The sequence below is a fragment of the Streptomyces sp. NPDC057486 genome (genome assembly GCF_042802415.1).
Classification (GTDB): Bacteria; Actinomycetota; Actinomycetes; order Streptomycetales; family Streptomycetaceae; genus Streptomyces; species Streptomyces yanii.
Genome location: NZ_JBHVEE010000086.1, coordinates 1 through 17450, shown reverse-complemented (window position 1 = coordinate 17450; position 17450 = coordinate 1). Strand labels below are relative to the sequence as shown.

The 17450-nt window shown below is 70.8% G+C and carries 13 protein-coding genes and 2 pseudogenes; 9 read left to right on the top strand and 6 right to left on the bottom strand.

The window, feature by feature from the left end:
- Positions 1–130: 130 nt before the first annotated feature.
- Complete coding sequence (locus ACFU6I_RS31645) at positions 131–1024, bottom strand: DUF2510 domain-containing protein (protein WP_384372841.1); 894 nt, start codon at positions 1022–1024, stop codon at positions 131–133.
- A gap of 232 nt (positions 1025–1256) precedes the next feature.
- On the opposite strand from ACFU6I_RS31645, the gene ACFU6I_RS31640 reads away from it, so the two are divergent.
- Both ACFU6I_RS31640 and ACFU6I_RS31635 read left to right on the top strand, forming a co-directional pair.
- On the top strand, positions 1257–2099 hold the full coding sequence (locus ACFU6I_RS31640) for an alpha/beta fold hydrolase (RefSeq protein ID WP_384372839.1): 843 nt from the start codon (positions 1257–1259) through the stop codon (positions 2097–2099).
- Between the two features lie 137 nt (positions 2100–2236).
- On the top strand, positions 2237–2605 hold the full coding sequence (locus ACFU6I_RS31635) for a nuclear transport factor 2 family protein (protein WP_384372837.1): 369 nt from the start codon (positions 2237–2239) through the stop codon (positions 2603–2605).
- Positions 2606–2752: 147 nt separating this feature from the next.
- Here ACFU6I_RS31635 and ACFU6I_RS31630 read toward each other — a convergent pair.
- The 4 genes and pseudogenes from ACFU6I_RS31630 to ACFU6I_RS31615 form a co-directional block, all read right to left on the bottom strand.
- Positions 2753–3561, bottom strand: a pseudogene (locus ACFU6I_RS31630) (hypothetical protein).
- Positions 3545–4366 carry an ABC transporter ATP-binding protein gene (locus ACFU6I_RS31625; RefSeq protein ID WP_384372835.1) on the bottom strand — a complete coding sequence of 274 codons (822 nt, stop codon included), beginning with the start codon at positions 4364–4366 and terminating at the stop codon, positions 3545–3547. Before ACFU6I_RS31625 ends, ACFU6I_RS31630 begins: the two are co-directional and overlap by 17 nt.
- Positions 4342–4761, bottom strand: a pseudogene (locus ACFU6I_RS31620) (ABC transporter permease); the annotation flags it as partial. The pseudogene ACFU6I_RS31620 and the gene ACFU6I_RS31625, both read right to left, overlap by 25 nt.
- A 636-nt stretch (positions 4762–5397) precedes the next feature.
- Positions 5398–6600, bottom strand: coding sequence for an FAD-dependent monooxygenase (locus ACFU6I_RS31615; RefSeq protein WP_384372833.1), 1203 nt, complete (start codon positions 6598–6600; stop codon positions 5398–5400).
- Positions 6601–6711: 111 nt separating this feature from the next.
- On the opposite strand from ACFU6I_RS31615, the gene ACFU6I_RS31610 reads away from it, so the two are divergent.
- The gene (locus ACFU6I_RS31610) at positions 6712–7431 is read left to right on the top strand and encodes a TetR/AcrR family transcriptional regulator (protein WP_384372831.1); all 720 of its coding nucleotides are present in this window, start codon (positions 6712–6714) and stop codon (positions 7429–7431) included.
- A gap of 27 nt (positions 7432–7458) precedes the next feature.
- Here ACFU6I_RS31610 and ACFU6I_RS31605 read toward each other — a convergent pair whose 3' ends face one another.
- Complete coding sequence (locus ACFU6I_RS31605; protein ID WP_384372829.1) at positions 7459–8475, bottom strand: hypothetical protein; 1017 nt, start codon at positions 8473–8475, stop codon at positions 7459–7461.
- Positions 8476–8828: 353 nt separating this feature from the next.
- On the opposite strand from ACFU6I_RS31605, the gene ACFU6I_RS31600 reads away from it, so the two are divergent.
- The 6 genes from ACFU6I_RS31600 to ACFU6I_RS31575 all read left to right on the top strand — a co-directional run bounded on the left by ACFU6I_RS31600 (position 8829) and on the right by ACFU6I_RS31575 (position 17400).
- Complete coding sequence (locus ACFU6I_RS31600) at positions 8829–11234, top strand: lamin tail domain-containing protein (RefSeq protein WP_384372827.1); 2406 nt, start codon at positions 8829–8831, stop codon at positions 11232–11234.
- 81 nt (positions 11235–11315) lie between these two features.
- Positions 11316–13112, top strand: a complete 1797-nt coding sequence (locus tag ACFU6I_RS31595; protein WP_384372825.1) for a glycoside hydrolase family 127 protein — start codon at positions 11316–11318, stop codon at positions 13110–13112.
- 355 nt (positions 13113–13467) lie between these two features.
- Positions 13468–14199, top strand: a complete 732-nt coding sequence (locus ACFU6I_RS31590) for a nitroreductase family protein (protein ID WP_384372823.1) — start codon at positions 13468–13470, stop codon at positions 14197–14199.
- 104 nt (positions 14200–14303) lie between these two features.
- Positions 14304–15005, top strand: coding sequence for an IclR family transcriptional regulator (locus tag ACFU6I_RS31585; protein WP_384372821.1), 702 nt, complete (start codon positions 14304–14306; stop codon positions 15003–15005).
- Between the two features lie 139 nt (positions 15006–15144).
- Positions 15145–15627 (top strand): hypothetical protein, encoded by a 483-nt coding sequence (locus ACFU6I_RS31580; protein ID WP_384372819.1) that lies wholly within the window; start codon positions 15145–15147, stop codon positions 15625–15627.
- Between the two features lie 213 nt (positions 15628–15840).
- Entirely contained in the window at positions 15841–17400 is a 1560-nt protein-coding gene (locus tag ACFU6I_RS31575; protein ID WP_384372817.1) for a peptidoglycan-binding protein, read from the top strand.
- Positions 17401–17450 lie beyond the last annotated feature (50 nt).

Sequence of the window (17450 nt, the reverse complement as noted above, 5' to 3'; positions counted from 1 at the left end):
GCCCCTACGGCGCGGCGCGCACCAGGTCGCCGGAGCGCGCATACGGCCGCCTGCCCCTGCGACGCGCGCCCGACATGCGGAACCGGCCCCCGGGGAAGGATTCCCGGGGGCCGGTGCCCGCCGAGGCGCTTCAGGCGGTCTGGCCTGATCCCGAGCCCGTCACGGCCGCCGCCTTGATCCCCTCGGTGATCTCGTCCATCACCGAGAGCGCGGGCGCCTTGGGGCTGACATCGAAGCCGGACCGTACGACAACCAGCATGTCCTCGGAGCGAGGGGAGGCAAAGGCCAGCGACTGGACGTAGCCGTCGTCACCCTTCTTCGTGACCACCTTCCAGCGCACCAGATAGCCCTTCCGGCCCGCGACGGTGACCGCCTCGGACTTGAGCTGCTCGTGCGAGGTGATGGCGCCGTAGGCCTTGCCGCCGTAAGACGACGTGGCGTTGACGGAGATGTCCGCCTTGGCCGCCGCCTCCGCCGTCTTCGCCGTGATCTTCAGCGCCTGGGCCGGGGCGACGAACGCCCCTCCGCGCTCGCACTTCTGCGAGGCGTCCGCCGGACACGTGTACGATCCCGTGCTCACCGAGGCACCGATCAGGGCCGACCGACCGGTCCAGCCGTCGGGCACCGGCAGGCTGATGCCACTGCTGGCGTCCGTGGCGTACCCCTCCTCGGACGGCAGTTGCTGCTGGTCGGGCGCCGGACTCCGGCCACCGGGACCACCGGAACCGCCCTGACCGTTCTGTCCCCCGGGGGCACTGGGCGCCGGCGACACGGCACCACGGGAGGTGTTCTCGGAGCTGTGGGATCCATCAGTCAGCAGGATGGCGCCACCCGCGATCGCGGCCAGCACCACCACGCCGGCGGTGACGCCGACGCCGATCCGGATCCGACGGCGCCGGACGGCCGCGGGCGGCGTCCGGAGCTGATCCGTCCACTGACTTCCGTCCCACCAGCGTTCCTGGACAGGGCCTTTTCCTGTATACCCGGGGTCCGTATGCCAGCCGGGAGGGCTCATCTCGGTCACGACGCCCACCGTAGAGGTGCTCCGTGAAAATCCCATGAAACGGTGCGAGGAACCCGCTCAGGGCCGCCGACAGTGCGCGGACCACCGAATCGGGGCGTAATGGGCTAGGACCTCTCTTTCGGATCGGGCGCGCCATCGGGAGTGCGGGCAGGACCCGGCGAGCCGGGGACGCTCCGAAAAGAGGCCCGGGAGCCCGGACCACGACCGGACCGGGCCGTGCGATGGGAGAGCCATGCCGTACATCACCGTTGGCGAGGAGAACTCCGCCGGCATCCATGTGTACTACGAGGACCACGGGACGGGGCAGCCCGTCGTCCTGATCCACGGGTTCCCGCTGAGCGGCGCATCCTGGGAGAAGCAGCTCCCGGTCCTGCTGCGCGCCGGGTACCGGGTGATCACGTACGACCGGCGCGGCTTCGGCCGCTCCTCGCAGCCCACCACGGGGTACGACTACGACACTCTCGCCACGGATCTCAACGCCGTCATGGAGAAGCTCGACCTGCAGAACACCATCCTGGTCGGGTTCTCCATGGGCACCGGCGAGGTCGTCCGTTACCTGGGCAATTACGGATCCGCGCGGGTCGACCGGGCGGTACTGGTCGCCCCGATCCCGCCGTTCCTCCTGAAGACGGGGGACAACCCCGAGGGGGTCGACCAGAGCGTCTTCGACGGCATCATGAGCGCCATCGCCTCGGACCGTCCCGCGTATCTGACGACCTTCCTCCACGACTTCAACAACGTCGACAAGCTCGGTGGCACCCGGATCAGTGACGAAGCGCTGCGGCTCCAGTGGACGGTGGCCGCCGGTGCGTCGGCGCACGCCACGCTGGCCTGCGTGCCGGCCTGGCTGACGGACTTCCGCGACGACCTGCCCAAGATCGACGTGGAGACGCTGATCGTCCAGGGCGACGCGGACCGCATCCTGCCCATCGACTCCTGCGGGCGGCGGCTGCCCGGCCTGATCAAGAACAGCCGTCTTGTCGAGATCCCGGGCGGCCCGCACAACATCGGGTGGACGCACGCCGAGGAACTCAACGCAATTCTCATGGGGTTCCTGGGCCGGACGGCGTCCTGAGCGCCGCACGCCGCCGGGTGTCCGGATCATGACCCGGGAGGTAATCGACGCTTCTTCGCGCGTCGGACATCGTGTTCCTCACAAGCCGTACAGGAGCCCGGCCGCAGGGCCGGGACCGTGACCGGGAGGACAGCACGATGACCGCATACGAGGACGCCGTTCAGCGCTACTTCACCGCCTGGAACGCGACCACCCCCGAGGAACTGACGAAGGCCGTCGCCGCCGCCTTCACCGAGGGCGCCACGTACACCGACCCGCTGGCCTCCGTGCGGGGCCACGACGAGTTGGTGGCCGTGATCAGCGGTTCCCATCAGCAGTTCCCCGGCTTCGAGTTCAAGCTGACCGGCACCCCAGAAGGACACCACGACATCGTCCGCTTCAGCTGGGACCTCGTCTCCACCGCCGACGGCTCCGCTCCCGCCGCCGGGTCCGACGTCGTCACCCTCGACGACGACGGGCGCATCACCTCGGTCAGCGGCTTCCTGGACCGGGTCCCCGGAGCGTGACCGGCGCTACGCGGGCGCGGCCGATCGGCAAGGCAGCGAGGGGTCGGTGAGCGCGGCCGGGTGGTATCCGGCGTCCCGCGCGGAGAGGTTGCGGCCACGCTTCCCCACCGGCTGGAGAGGCCCGGTCGGAGGCCGGCGGACAATCCGTCACCGGGCCTCCGCCAGGTCGATGCCGATGTGCCCCTCGCTCCGGTCGACGGTCTCGAAGAGCCGGTTGGCGGGGCGCGGCAGCCCGTAGTGGCCGCGGAGCGTGCTTGCCGTGTACTCGGTGCGGAACAGGCCCCGTTCCTGGAGGATCGGCACCACCCGGTCCACGAAGACCTCGAGGCCGGAGGGGAGAACAGCGGGCATGATGTTGAAGCCGTCCGCCGCGCCGCTGTCGTACCAGTGCTCGATGGTGTCGGCGACCTGTTCGGCCGTTCCGGCGAAGGTGCGGTGTCCGCGCCCGCCGCCGAGCCGCCCGATCAGCTGTCGAACGGTCAGCTTCTCGCGCCTGGCGAGCTCCACGATGAGGGTGTAGCGGCTCTTCGCGCCCTCGATCTCGTCCTCGGTGGGGATGTCCTCGGGCAGTTCCGCGTCGAGGTCGAGGTCGTCCGGGCCGATGGCTTCGGCGCGCTGCACCTGCGGGCCAGGTTGTACGGCTCGTTGTAACTGGTCGAGGCGGTGGCGATGAGGCCGATGTGCTCGGTGGCCCCGGCGAGCGCGGTCAGCAGGACGGTGGGCTCCAGCTTGGCGGCGGGCCGCCGCCCGGGATCGCCCATCAGGACGGGGCTGTCGGCGAGGAACAGCGAGTCGAGTCGGCCGCGTTCGGCGATCCGGGCGAGGTTCTTGTAGTGCTCGATGTCCGTGTTCGCCTCGGCCGGGCTCTCCGGGAGGCGCCAGGAGGCCTCGTGGTGGCCGGTGGACATCAGGAAGGCGTTGAGGTGGAGCGGCTTGCGGTCAGGCGTGCGGGACATGGGTTTCCTTCTCCTCGTGCGTGGTGCGGGGCTGCGTCACGCCGAGCGCGGTGAGCAGGGTGTCGCGGTACTCCTGGAACCGGGGGTCGCGCCGGGACCGTGGGCCCGGCAGGTCGACGGCGAGGTCGACGGAGATCAGGCCGTCCTCCAGGACCAGCACCCGGTCGGCGAGCTCGACGGCTTCGTCGACGTCATGGGTGACCAGCAGCACGGCGGGGCGATGCCGCTCGTACAGCTCGCGGAGCAGGCCGTGCATCCTGATCCGGGTCAGGGCGTCGAGTGCGCCGAACGGTTCGTCGGCCAGCAGGAGTTCGGGTTCGCGGACGAGGGCGCGGGCCAGGGCGGCCCGTTGCTGTTCGCCGCCGGACAGTTCATGGGGCCAGGACCGGTCGCGGCCCTCCAGGCCGACCTCGGCGAGTGCGGTCAGTCCGCGTTCGTGCGTCTGCGGTCCGCGCAGACCGAGGACGACGTTGTCGAGTACGCGGAGCCAGGGCAGCAGCCGGGAGTCCTGGAAGGAGAGGGAGACCCGGTCGGGGACGGTGAGTTCGCCGGAGCCCTCGACGGTGTGGTCGAGGCGGGCGACGGCCCGCAGGAGGGTGGACTTGCCGGAGCCGCTGCGGCCGAGGAGCGCGGTGAACTCCCCCTGGGTCAGGGTCAGGTCGAGTTCCTTGAGGACGTTCCGGTCGCCGAATCGGCGTACCAGTTTCCGGGTCCGAACCGCCGCCGGCCGTACCGCGGTGGCCGGGCCGGTGCCGGTTGCGGCCACTTCGTGGGTGCCGGTCAGCCCGCCAGTGTGCGTCGCCATGACAGGACCCTCCTCTCGGCTGCGCGTACCGCCGCGTCCGAGGCGAAGCCGAAGATCCCGTAGGCCACCAGCCCCACGATGATCACGTCGGACTGGGCGTACTGCTGGGCCTGGAACATCATGTAGCCGATGCCGCTGGTGGCATTGATCTGCTCGACGACGATCAGGCCGAGCCAGGACGCGGTGACACCGAGCCGCAGTCCGACGAAGAAGCCGGGCAGCGAGCCGGGGACGACGACCTTGCGGATGAACTGCAGTCGGCTCAGGTCGAGTCCCTCGGCGAGTTCGACGTACCTGCTGTCGATGCCGGTCAGTGAGGAGTACGTGTTGATGTACATGCTCACCGCGACGCCGAGCGCGATCACGGTGACCTTCATCTGCTCGCCGATGCCGAGCCCCCGGGGGCCGGAGGTCTCCGCGCTCCTTGACCAGTCCGCGAGCCAGCAACTGGCCGACGTGGCCGGTGACGGAGGCGGGCGACAGGCCGGTGAGCCGGGCCACGGTGGATCTGGCGACCGGACCGTGGTCGAGGATCGCGCCCAGTACGGACCCGGTGCCGGAGACGCGGCGGGCGGGTACCGAGCGCGGCATGTCGGAGCGGAGAAGGGGGGTGGGGCGGCGGGCGGGCGCAGACAGACTCTTCACATGTCTTCCAGGTCCTCGACGGCAGGTGACGCGATGCGTGCACTCCTCGAAGGAGGGCGTGACAGACCTCTGCCGACGGTTGGTCGGCGATGGTCTGCTTCTCCCGTGGAGAGAGGAACGCCCTGCGAAGATCCGTGGGCCGGTCCCGGGGCGTCCGTCCACCCCTGCGGCCGCTCGCGTGGGCGCCGTGCTCTCAGGACCGATGACACGCGGCGGAGCACACACGCTTGAGGTCGACATGACCTCGTGTCGTCAGGTGTGCGGATCGCTGCATGTGGCGCAACGTAGCCGGACTGACGCAACCCGGTCAAACCGTTGCCCGCATCATGGACACCCTTACCAGCGGCGCGTGTTGCCCGCGTGTTGCAGCCGTATGACCGGCTCCTTCAGCGCGCGAACGGCGCGGTCTTCCGGTGCGCGCGGTAGTCGGGCAGTTCGATGTTCGTGACCTTCCTGCCCTCTTCCAGCATCCAGTTGAGGAAGAACGCACGGCTGAGCATCCAGTTGCGCATGCGCAGCGCGAACGCGGAGCCGGGGGCGAGGAAGGGGCCGGTCCGGTCACCGCTCTTCTGACAGCCCTGCGCGTAGGTGCGCAGCAGGCTCTCGTAGCGGGCGAAGGCGGTGGCGTGGTCGCCGCGGTGGGCGGCCAGTTCTCCCGCGAGCACATACGCGGCGACGATCGCGGTCCCGGTGCCCATGCCGCCGATGGTGGCTCCACAGGCGGCGTCACCGAGGAGGGCGATGCGGCCCCGGGACCAGGTGTCCACGTCGGCGCGGCTGATGGAGTCGAAATACAGGTCATCGGCGTCCTCCAAGGTGGCCAGCAGCCGGGGCACGTCCCAGCCGATTCCGGCGAACGCCTCAACGATGAGGTCCTTCTGCGCCTGCTGGTCGTGCCGGTCGTGGTCCAGCCGGTCGGCGGCGAAGACGAAGAAGGCGCGAGCGGTGTCGGGGTTGCGGTTGTCGGTGCCGACGGAGGCGAGACGCCCCGGGGTGTTGCAGCCGATGGACCCCTCGCCGAAGCCGAAGCCGGCGTAGTTGGGCAGGCTCCAGGTGGCGGCGTAGTGGCCGAGGTGGCGCACGTACGCGTCCTCGGGGCCGAAGGCGAGGCGCCTGACGTTGGAGTGCAGCCCGTCGGCACCGATGACCAGGTCGAAGGTGCGGGTCGCACCGCCGCGGAAGGTGACACGCACACCGTCCTCGTCCTCGTGCAGCGCGGCGATCGATTCCCCGAAGAGGTACCGGGCGCGGTGCAGGCTGTGCTCGTACAGGACGCGGGCGAGGTCGCCGCGCAGGACCTCGATGTCTCCGCCCGCGAAGTCCGCGGGCAGTTCGAGCCTGAGCCTGCCTGCCTCGTCGACGAAGCGCATGGGGCTTCCGCCGGTCCGCAGCCGCCGGAGCTCGTCCAGGATGCCCATGCGCTCCAGGACGGTCAGATGGGTCGCGCCGCGGAAGTCGACGGCCTGTCCGCCCTCACGGAGGGCCGGGGCGACCTCGACGACGGTGACGTCGAAACCGTACTCACCGAGCCAATGGGCGAGCGCGGGGCCCGCGATGCTCGCACCGGAGATCAGAACCTTCTGGGACATGACAGGTGCTCCTGTGTCGGGGGTCGTTGATCCAAGCAAATTGCGTCCCACGGACGCCATTTCTTGTTGTGTACGATAGACACAGTTTCTGATCCCGGCAAGGAGACAGCGGTGACGGACGACCCGACGAACCTGGTGCGCCTGCTCTGGGGACCCGGACCACAGCCCCGGCGCGGACCCAAACCCGCACTCACCCTGGACGGCATCGCCCGCACCGGCACCGAGATCGCGGACGCGGAAGGCCTCGGAGCCGTGTCCATGCAGCGGGTCGCGGAACAGCTCGGCAAGACGAAGATGTCGCTCTACCGATACCTGCCCGGCAAGGCGGAACTGATCGCCGTCATGGTGGAAACGGCGCTGGATGACGCACCGGAGGGTGGGGAGGGTGACTGGCGGGCGCGCCTGACGGCCTGGTCGCACGGCCTGGTCGAGATGCTCCGCCGTCACCCCTGGCTGCTGGAGGCGACGGTCGGCCCGCGCCTGATGGGCCCGAAGGAACTCGGCTGGATGGAGCGGGCCCTCTCCGCGCTGGACGGCACCGGGCTCACGGGCGCGGAGCGCATGGACGCGGTGGTGCTGCTCACCAGCCATGTTCGGGGCATCGCGCTCCAGAGCCGGGCGGCCGCCCCTTCCGGCGCACCGGAGGCGCAACTCCTCGCCGCGCTCGGCACGGTGCTGCGGGACCACGGCGCAAACTACCCGCACCTGGCCGCGGCGACGGCCTCCTCGGTCCGCTCCGGAACCCAGGGACAGGACCAGGCTCTGGAATTCGGCCTCGACCGCATCCTGGACGGCATGGAGGTACTGATCGCCGCGCGCACCCGGAACTGATCCACCCGAGGGTCCGCAGCGACAGGACTACTGCAGGGCCGTGACGGGCGGATGACCGTACGAGACGGTGCACCGGTAGACCTGGAGCGTGTACCCACGGCCGACGCTCACCATCGTGGGGCAGTCCCGGTCGGGATACGACGGCCGGCCCGTGTCGTCCCGGTCCTCGACAGGACGCCAGCCAGTGCTCTCGCCGTCCCATTCGCTGCTGTCGACGGTGAGGAGGGGTTCGACCGGGGCACCGCAGTCGCAGCGGACCTCCATCGGGTCGCAGAAGGTCCAGGGGGCGGACCAGCCGCCGACCTTCCAGCCCGGGGCGACCGACAGATCGCCCCGGTAGCTCAGCCCCTGCCCCTCACCCTGTTGCTGCTCCTTCTCCCATGCGTATATGCGCTCGGCCAAGGCGTGATCCAGCTCATGGGCCGCCGGATACTCGACGACCCGCTCGGGATGCAGGACACACGGGGCAGGTACGTAGTCGTCGAGGCCGACGAAGTCCGGCGCGGGCGGGTGGGCGAGGACGTCCCGCACACCGCCGGACTGCCGCCACCGCAGATGCACGGCCGACGGCGAGTCCTCGATCTCCGCGAACGGGCACCACAGCACCTGCAGCATGTCCGTGCCGTCGGGACAGGGGAGGTCGGGAACGTCCCGGGCGTAGAGCTGCGCCAGCGCGATCAGCGGCAGGGGCTCCGCCGGGAGCAGCGACGGCTCGTGTCCGGCGTGGATCCGGTCCACCACCGCCTGCTCGTCGGGGGTGAGCAGATTCGTCCGCGGCGGCCTGGGCCGCTGCCACGCCCGCGTGAGGATGCGGCGGAGTGTGCGCACGTCCTCCAACGTCGTGAGCCGGTGCGGGTGATGGTCGTCGGCGCAGACCGGCCAGGCCTCGTCGGCCGGCCACAGCAACGGACCGCCCACCGAGCTCTCGTGCACCGTGGGATCGCCCGGGGACGGATGAAGCCGGGTGGCCGTCCGTGCCATGCCCGCCAGGGCCGGAAAGACCGAGGCCACATCCCGAGGGCGCGGCGGTGTCGTACGTGTCATGCTTCCCCTCCTCCTCGACAGCCCGCATCCAAGCACGCCTCACCGACAGCCGGTCCGGAGGACCTGACCTACTGATCCGCCGGAACGCCGGCGAAGTGCGCTTCGACCACCGCAACCCCGGACCGCCCACCGGCGGGCACTTCGCGTTCGGCACCGTCCTCGGCCACTTCAGGGTCGGTGACTTCACGGTCGGTGACTTCACGGTCGGCGAACTCGCGGTCCGGCGGAGGAGCCCGAGTGCGGACCCGGAGGTCGTCGGAGCGTTTTCCGGAATTAACCTCTGCTGCCTTGTCACAGCCCGGTCTACGCGCATAGCTTGTGGCCCCTCATCACAATTTGAGGGGCAGCTCACCGTGCACATATCCAAACCTCGTTCCATCCTGCTGGCCGGCGCGGTCGCCGTGACCCTCTCGGCGACCGCGCTGCCTGCCGCTTTCGCGGCCCCGTCCTCGACCGCCGTGATCTCCGAGGTGTACGGGGGCGGGGGCAACTCGGGTGCGACGCTCACCCGCGACTTCGTCGAACTGGCCAATGCCGGCTCGGCCGCGTACGACCTCTCGGGCTTCAGCATCCAGTACCTGCCCGGCACGCCGTCCGCAGGTTCGACCTGGGGCGTCTCCGCGCTGACCGGGTCCATCGCGCCCGGCGGCCGCTACCTGGTCGCCCAGGCCGCGGGCACCGGCGGCACCGTCGCCCTGCCCACCCCGGACGCGACCGGCACCGTGGCGATGTCCGCGACCAGCGGCACCGTCGCCCTCGTCTCCGGAACCACCCCCCTGACCTGCAAGACTGCGGCCGACTGCGCCGCCGACACCCGCATCGTGGACCTCGTCGGCTACGGCTCCGCGGTCGTGCGGGAGGGCAGTGGCCCGGCCACGGGTGCCTCCGCCACCGCCTCCGTGGCGCGCGGTACGTCGCTCGCCGACACCGACGACAACGCCGCCGACCTGACCGCGGGCGCCCCGACACCGGTCAACGCGGCCGGTGAGACGTCCGGCGGAGAGGGCCCCGGCGACCCCGGCAACCCGACCGAGCCCGGCACCGTGCGGGTGCACGACATCCAGGGCACCACCCGCGTCTCGCCGCTGAACGGCCAGTCGGTGACCGGCGTCCCCGGCATCGTGACCGGCGTGCGGACCAGCGGTTCGCGCGGCTTCTGGATCCAGGACGCCACGCCGGACGGGGACGCCCGCACCAGCGAAGGTGTCTTCGTCTTCACCGGCTCCACCGCACCGACCGTCTCCGTGGGCGATTCCGTGCTGGTCAGCGGCAAGGTGGACGAGTACTACCCGTCGAGCACCACCCAGTCGATCACCGAGATCTCCGCCCCCAGGGTCACGGTCCTCTCGTCGGGCAACGCGCTGCCCGCGCCGGTCGTGCTCGACGCGGCGTCCGTGCCGAACACGTATGCCCCCTCGGCAGGCGGCGGTTCGATCGACGCGCTGGCTCTCGACCCGACGACGTACGCCCTCGACCTGTACGAGTCGCTCGAAGGTACCCGTGTGCAGATCGCCGACGCGCGGGTCACGGGTGCGACGACCGCGTACGACGAGGTCTGGGTGACGGTCAAGCCGAACGAGAACCCGACGCAGCGCGGCGGCACGCTCTACTCCTCGTACACCGACCAGAACACCGGTCGCATCAAGGTGATGTCGCTGGACACCACCCGCCCCTTCCCCGTCGCGAACGTCGGCGACGAGCTGTCCGGTACCACCACCGGTGTCATGGACTACGCCTCCTTCGGCGGCTACAACCTCCAGGCGACCGAGCTGGGCACGGTCACCGACCACCACCTGAAGCGCGAGGTCACCCGCAAGCAGAAGGACAAGGAGCTCGCGGTCGCCACGTACAACGTGGAGAACCTGGACGCGAACGACGAGCAGACCAAGTTCGACACGCTCGCCGCGGGCGTCGCGGTCAACCTCTCCTCCCCCGACATCGTGTCGCTGGAGGAGATCCAGGACGACAACGGTGCGGTGAACGACGGCACCGTCGGCTCCGAGGCGACGCTCAAGCGGTTCACCGACGCGATCGTCGCGGCGGGCGGTCCGCAGTACGCATGGCGCTACATCGCCCCCGAGAACAACAAGGACGGCGGCGAGCCCGGCGGCAACATCCGTAACGTCTTCCTCTTCAACCCCGAGCGCGTCGACTTCGTGGACCGCGCGGGCGGCGATGCGACCACCCCCGTGACCGCCGTCAAGACGAAGCAGGGCGTCACTCTGTCGGCGTCGCCCGGCCGCATCTCCCCGACCAACGACGCGTGGGCGGACAGCCGCAAGCCCCTGGTCGGCGAGTTCCGCTTCCACGGGAAGACGGTGTTCGTCATCGGCAACCACTTCGCCTCCAAGGGCGGTGACCAGCCCCTGCACGGCCGCTACCAGGAGCCGAAGCGCAGCTCGGAGACGAAGCGCGTCAAGCAGGCGACGGAGGTCAACACCTTCGTCAAGTCGCTGCTGGCGGCCGACAAGTCGGCGCAGGTCATCACCCTCGGGGACCTCAACGACTTCGCGTTCTCGCCGACGGTGAACGCGCTGACCGACGGCAAGGTGCTCAAGCCGCTGATCACCACGCTGCCGGCGGGCGAGCAGTACAGCTATGTGTACGAGGGCAACTCGCAGACGCTGGACCACATCCTGACCAGCCCCGGTGTGCTCCGCTTCGACTACGACGTGGTGCACATCAACGCGGAGTTCGCCGACCAGGCGAGCGACCACGACCCGCAGGTCGTGCGCGTGGACGTGAACGCACCGAAGTGATCGCGTAAAGCCGGAGGGGGCCGCCCGGTCGACGGGCGGCCCCCCTCTGTTCGACCGGTCGTATCGCTATCGTCGCCGCCCATGAGCGCCGGACCGATACGACCGAGCAGCACCGCGCACACCGTGCTGCATCCCGTCACCCCTGCCCGGATCAGCGGCGGCTTCTGGGCCGCCCGTCGCCGTACCAACGCGGAGGTGAGCATCCCTCAGGGGCCCCGCAGGCTCGAAGAGGCCGGAAACCTGGGGAACCTGCGCGCGGCCGCGACCGGGGGCGGCGACTTCACCGGGGACTACCCGTTCCAGGACTCCGACGTCCACAAGTGGCTGGAGGCGGCGTCCTGGCAACTGGCCGACCTCGACGCGGCGGGAGACGGCCGGCTCGCCTCCGATGTGGAACGGCTGACCGCGCTGCTCGGTGCGGCCCAGGACCCGGACGGCTATCTGCAGACGTACTACCAGGTCGCCCGCCCCGGGCTGCGGTGGCAGGAGCTGGACTGGGGCCATGAGCTCTACTGCGCCGGGCACCTCATCCAGGCGGCCGTGGCCCATCACCGTTCCACGGGCGGACGCGAACTCCTCGCCATTGCCGAGAGGTTCGCCGCCCACATCGAATCCGTCTTCGGTACGGACCGGCGCGTCGACGGTGTCTGCGGGCACCCCGGGATCGAGACCGCGCTCGTCGAACTCCACCGGGAGACCGGCGAACGGCGCTGGCTGGACCTCGCCGCGTACTTCGTGGAGCGTCGCGGGCACGGACTCCTCGGCGACGGCGGGAAGAGCTTCCCCGGGGCCGCCTACTGGCAGGACCACACCCCGGTACGCGAGGCCGAGACCGTCACCGGGCACGCGGTCCGCCAGCTCTACCTCCTGGCGGGTGCCACCGATCTCGCCGCGGAGACCGGCGACCGCGGCCTGCGGGACGCGTCCGTGCGGCTGTGGGACGCCATGGTCGCGACGAAGACGTACCTCACGGGCGGACTCGGCGCCCGGCACGAGCTGGAGTCGTTCGGCGACCCCTACGAACTGCCGCCGGACCGCGCGTACGCCGAGACGTGCGCCGCCATCGCATCCATCCAGTGGAGCTGGCGGCTGGCGCTGCTCACCGGCGAGGCCCGCTACTCGGATCTGATCGAGCGCACGCTCTTCAACGGATTCCTCGCCGGTGCGGGGCTCGACGGGGACAGCTGGCTGTATGTCAACCCGCTCCAGGTCCGCGAGGGGTACGAGGGCCACCGCGACGACCAGTCCGCTCGCCGCACCTCCTGGTTCCGGTGCGCCTGCTGCCCACCGAACGTGATGCGACTGCTGGCCTCGCTCCCGCACTACGTCGCGAGCACCGACGCCGGCCGGGAGGGCGTACAGCTGCACCAGTACGCGACGGGGACCTACGGGCCCGTGTCGGTGCGGACCGGCTACCCGTGGGACGGGCGCATCGCCGTGACCGCCGTCCGGCCCGGCACCTGGACGCTCTCCCTGCGCATCCCCGCCTGGTGTTCCGGCGCCGCTCTGGACGGTGCGCCCGTCGCTGCCGAGGCGGGCTGGCTGCGGGTACGCCGCGACTGGCAGCCGGGCGAGACCATCGTGCTCGATCTGCCGATGGAACCGCGGCTGACCCGCCCCGACCCGCGCGTCGACGCGGTGCGCGGCTGTGTCGCGATCGAGCGCGGGCCCCTCGTGTACTGCCTGGAGTCCGCCGACCAGACCCGACGCCTGGACGCGGTGGCCCTCGACCGGGACACTCCGCTCAGGGCCGAGCATCGCCCCGAACTGCTGGACGGCGTAACAGTGGTGACGGCCGGTGAGCTGACCGCCGTGCCGTACGCGGTGTGGGCGAACCGGGGGGCCGGAGCCATGCGTGTATGGATCCCGACCGCGTGACCGGCCTGCTCCCGGCTCGCCCCGGGTACCGGTGTGTCCACGGTGTGGGCATGAACCGGAAGCACGGACGGGATCACCGGCCCCGCCCACGTGCACGAACGGCGGGAGCTGTCCGGCCTGACGCGCCGTTGGATGTCGCTGGGGCCAGGATTGTGGTCGTCGGGCAGTCCTCCGCCGAGCAGAAGGATGTCGCCGCGCTCGTGGACGCGGCCGCTGCCGAGCCGACGGCGCGGGGTGCGCAGGTGGTGGCGCCGTCGACGACGGTGAGATCCCTCGGCTCCGCACGGACGGGAACCGGACGGCCCCGGCCAACGGGCCTCCCTCTGCGGGAGCTTCGCCCGTACACTCCGCGATCATGACCATCGAAACGGTTCAGACCGCCGAGTCCGCGACCGACGGACCCACCCTGTTCGCAACGATGTCCACCATGCGCGCCATGCGCCGCCTCAAGACGGATCCCGTGCCGGAGGAGACGCTGGAGCAGCTCGTACAGGCCGCCGTCTGGGCTCCCAGCGGCGGCAACATGCAGTGTTACGAGTACGTGGTGGTGACGGATCGGGAGGTGATGGCCCGTCTGGCGCCGCTGTGGAAACGGTGCGTGGACGCCTATCTGGCGACTACCGGGAAATACGCGCCGAAGGGCATGGACGACGCCGCCTACGGGCGGATGGTCGCCGCGATCGAGTACCAGCGTGACCACTTCGCCGACACGCCCGCGCTGATCGTCCCCTGTTACCGGTTCCCGGAGCCACGGATCGAGGAGGAGGGACTGGTGGCCTACGCGCAGGCGCTCGGTCCGGCGGGGACCGAGCACATGATGAACACGCAGACGCGGTTCCAGGCGCTCGCCGAGGGTTCCTGCGTCTACCCGGGTGTGCAGAACATCCTGTTGGCCGCGCGCGGGCTGGGGCTCGCGGCGAACATCACCATCTGGCATCTGATGCTGGAGCAGGAGTGGAAGGAAGCCCTCGGCATCCCGGAGGACATGCAGACCTTCGCCGCGATTCCGGTGGGATGGCCGCAGGGCAACTTCGGGCCGGTGCGGCGGCGCCCGGTGGCCGACGTCATCCACCGCGACCGCTGGTAGGAACCGGGAACGGCCGACGCCGCGCCCGCCGGGACGGGACCGGCCGACGGCGGCGGCCTTCCGGCGGACGGCGGGACTTCCGACACACGCCCTAGGATTGCCGGGTGAGCGACAAGCCGGTTCCCGACAAGACCTCCTCCCGCGCCACGGGGTCCCAGACCCTGGCTCGGGGCCTGACCACGCTCGGGCTGGTGGCCGGGACGCCGCACGGGCTCGCGGTGCAGGACGTGGCGGACCGCCTGGGCGTGCATCGCACCATCGCGTACCGCATCCTGACCACCCTGGCGGAGTTCCGGCTGGTGTTCCGGGGCGCGGACGGCCGCTACCGGGCGGGGTCCGGCACCGCCGCGCTGGCGCGTGGCTATGCGGCCGGGATCCGGGAGGCGTCGCTGCCGGTGCTGCGGCGGACCGCCGACGAGCTGAGGGCCACGGTCGCGCTGATCGCCGCGGAGGGTGAGGACGCGGTGGCGGTGGCGGTGGTGGAGCCGCAGTCGGTGGACTACCACCTCTCCTACCGGGTCGGCAGCCGCAACCCGATCGGGGTCGGCGCGGCCGGTCTGGCGCTGGCCTCGTTCCGGGCGCCGTCGCCGGACGATTCGGCCGAGCTCGCCGAGGTGCGCGAGCGCGGTTACGCCATGACGTTCGGCCGGGTGGAGCCGGGCGCCTTCGGGGTTGCCGTACCGCTGCGTTCGGCCGATCCGGCGATGCAGCTGTGCGTCAACCTGATCACCACCCGGGAAGAGGTGGCGCGCGCCTCGGTCACCGGCATGCTGGCCGCCGCCGAGGAGCTCTCCCGCAGCGTCTGACCCGGGGACTGTCCCGTCATCCCCGGAGGGCGCACGACGACAGCTACGGCTCGCCGCGGCGGAACGGGTTCGTCCAGCCGCTCGTCGACCCGAACTCCTCAGGGGTGCACGCCGGTTCGGCTCCGTCGGCATCGCGTACGTGCTGCCCGTCCTGGAGATCGTCGACTCCCGGATCGGGGACACCGGCGAGGGCGGCGCCGTGGTGTGGCGAACTCCCTTGCGGCGTAACAGGCGGGGGCCCGGCAGATCGACGGCACCCTGTGCGCTGGGCGCGGGCGCGGGCAATTCGCCGACCGAGAGCCTGGTGCCGGTGCTGGAGCAGATGGGCGTACCCACCGGGGTGGACACCCAGAAGGTGCCGGCCGTCGCCGAGGGGGTCGCCCGGCCGTTCGTCCCGCGGCTGCCGTACACCGACCGGGCGGCGATCACGCAGAGGTACGCCGGGGTGCACTCCGGCTTCCTGCTGCACGCGCAACGGGCCGGCGCGCGGTACGACGGCGCGGCGCACGAGATCCTGCGAAAGGTGAGCGAGGCAGGGTGTGTCGGCGGTCAGGAAGACATGATCACCGATGTCGCGCTGCAGCTCGTCGCGGAGCGCGAGCGAGGCGCGACGCATATCTGACGCCAAGTCAATCCGTCCGGGGACCGGTTGCACGGTCGCAGGGCGGCTTGCTGCGTACCGGTCAACCCTGTTGGAGTGAAAGGGAGTTCGACACGCAGGTAAATGATTGTCATGCCCTGGACGCATGGATAGCCTGAGCCCGCTTCGCGGCCCTCGACCCACCCCACTCGGGTCCGGGGGCCGTTCTTTCTCCCCCACACAGCAGGAGCAGGTATGCCCAGACGCGCCGCAGCCCACACGAGGGGCCGCGCATCCGTGCTGGTGGCTCTCACCGCCACCGCGCTCGCCGCGACCGGCACGCCGGTCCTCGCCGCACCCCCTCCCGTCGCCGCCGGCTCCTCCATGAACCAGGCGTTCGCGCAGGCGGCACGGAAGTTCGACGTACCGCGCGATCTGCTCGCCGCCGTCGGCTACAGCGAGACGCACCTCGACGGCCACGCCGGGCGCCCCAGTCAGGCGAACGGGTACGGCGTGATGCACCTGGTCAGCAACCCCGGGAACCGCACACTGGAAAAGGCGGCCGCACTCACCGGCACGCCGCTGTCGAAGCTCCGTCGGGACACCGCGGCCAACATCCTCGGCGGCGCGGCCGTGCTGCGCGCGTACGCGGACCGCATCGGCCTCGACGGCGACGAGCGCAACGACATCGACGCCTGGTACCCGGCCGTGGCGCAGTACAGCGGCACGACGGGCCGCGCCGCCGCCCTCTACGCCGACGCCGTCTACACGTTCCTCAAGAACGGGATCGTCACCACCGTCCCCGGCGGCGAGCGGGTCTCGGTGACCGCCCGACCGGTCGCCCCGGAGAAGGGCACCTTCTCCGACAGCGAGGTACGCACCCAGAGCCCCGACTACCCGTCGGCGCTGTGGGTCCCGGCCGACCCGAACAACTTCACCCAGGGCCGGTCGGCGCCGATCAGCAAGGTGATCATCCATGTCACGCAGGGGTCGTACTCGGGCTCGATCAACTGGTTCCAGGACCCCACGGCCGAGGTGAGCGCCCATTACGTGATCCGATCCTCCGACGGGCAGATCACCCAGATGGTCCGCAACAGCGACACCGCTTACCACGCCCGGGGCTTGAACGCCTCGGCGCTCGGCATCGAGCACGAGGGGTTCATCGACGACCCGTCCTGGTTCACGGACACGATGTACCGCTCCTCGGCCGCCCTGACCAGCGCCCTGTGCGACAGGTACGGCATCCCGAAGGACCGGGCGCACATCATCGGCCACAGCGAGGCAGCGGGCAATGACCACACCGACCCGGGCCCGCACTGGGACTGGGCCCGCTACATGCGCTACGTCGGGGGCGAGGACAGCGGCAGCAGCAGTGACGGGCTGACCTTCGCCTCGTACGCCACCCAGCAGAGCGGATCGACGGGCGCCCAGGTCACGGCGGTGCAGAAGCTGTTGACCGCGCAGGGCTTCGACGCGGGCGCGGTGGACGGAAGCTTCGGCCCGGCCACGCTGGACGCGGTCAAGAAGTTCCAGACTGCCCGCGGACTGCGCGCCGACGGCATCGTCGGCGGGAGCACCTGGACGGCGCTGCTGTCGGCCGGGGCCGTGCCGACGCTCAAGCAGGGGGACTCGGGTGCGGACGTGAAGCGGCTCCAGCGCTCGCTGACCGCGGCACTCGGCACGACCGTGGACGCCGAAGGGAGCTTCGGTCCGAAAACGGTGACGGCGGTACGCACTTATCAGAGCGGCCACGGGCTGACGGTCGACGGGATCGTCGGCAGCGGCACCTGGGCGGCGCTGCAGGCAGGACGCTGACCGGGCAGAAACGGAGCAGACGCCGGTACGGGCGGTGCGGCGCGATTGCC